At 63.5% G+C, this 1,042-nt stretch carries 1 protein-coding gene; it reads left to right on the forward strand.

All coding sequences use genetic code 11. The features are described from left to right. On the forward strand, positions 1 to 1,042 hold a 1,042-nt coding region (locus SPMU_RS16575), incomplete at both ends, for a site-specific DNA-methyltransferase (protein WP_088335488.1).

Consider the following 1,042-nt stretch of genomic DNA (forward strand, 5'->3'; position numbering starts at 1 on the left):
TGATGGCCTCGATGCGCCACTTCGGCTTTGCGCTGCCGCTGCTGGTCGATGTGCACAATGTGCTCATCTGCGGCCATGCGCGGCTCGAAGCGGCCCGCCGGCTCGGCCTTGATAATGCGCCGGTCTTGGTGGCGACGCATTGGAGCGCGGCACAGGTGAAGGCTTATCGCCTGGCTGACAATCAACTCGCGACCGCCAGCACGTGGGACGCAGAGCTGCTGCGCATGGAGATCTCGAGCATCATCGAGCTCGACGAGACACCAATCGAGATCCTCGGCTGGTCGACCGGCGAGGTCGACGTCATTCTTGATGGCGCTGCTGCAGCCAATGACGACGACGAGGACATCGGGGCGGCCCTGGCTGATGGCGTGCCCGTCTCCCAAGCCGGCGACCTGTGGCTGCTCGGCAAGCACCGGCTGCTATGCGGCTCCTCGCTCGAGCCAACGGTATGGGAACGGCTGATGAATGGCAGCACCGGCGCAATGGTGCTGACCGACGCGCCGTTCAACGTGAAGGTCAACGGCCATGTCTCGGGCGGTGGCCGCCATGCCGAGTTCGCCATGGCCTCGGGCGAGATGTCGGTCAGCGAATTCATCGAGTTCAACAGATCCTACCTCGCCAACATGAGCGCGCACCTGAAGGACGGCGCCATTGTGATGGCGTTCATGGACCATCATCACCTCTTTGAGCTGATGTCGGCGGCACGTGAGGTCGGTCTCAAGCACCTCAACCTGTGCGTCTGGGCAAAGACCAACGGTGGCATGGGCAGCCTCTACCGTTCGCAACATGAGTTGGTGCTGGTCCTGAAGCATGGCTCTGCGCCGCACACCAATGCGGTGGAGCTGGGCAAGCACGGGCGATACCGGACCAACATCTGGACGCAGGCCGGCGCCAACGCCTTTGGCGCGACCCGCGACAGCGACCTTGCCGACCATCCCACCGTCAAGCCAACTCAGCTTCTCGCCGAAGCCATTCGCGACGTCACGCGTCAGGGCGAGATCGTGCTCGACGCTTTCTCAGGATCCGGCAGCACCATTCTCGC

The sequence above is a fragment of the Sphingomonas mucosissima genome (genome assembly GCF_002197665.1).
Taxonomy (GTDB): Bacteria; Pseudomonadota; Alphaproteobacteria; order Sphingomonadales; family Sphingomonadaceae; genus Sphingomonas; species Sphingomonas mucosissima.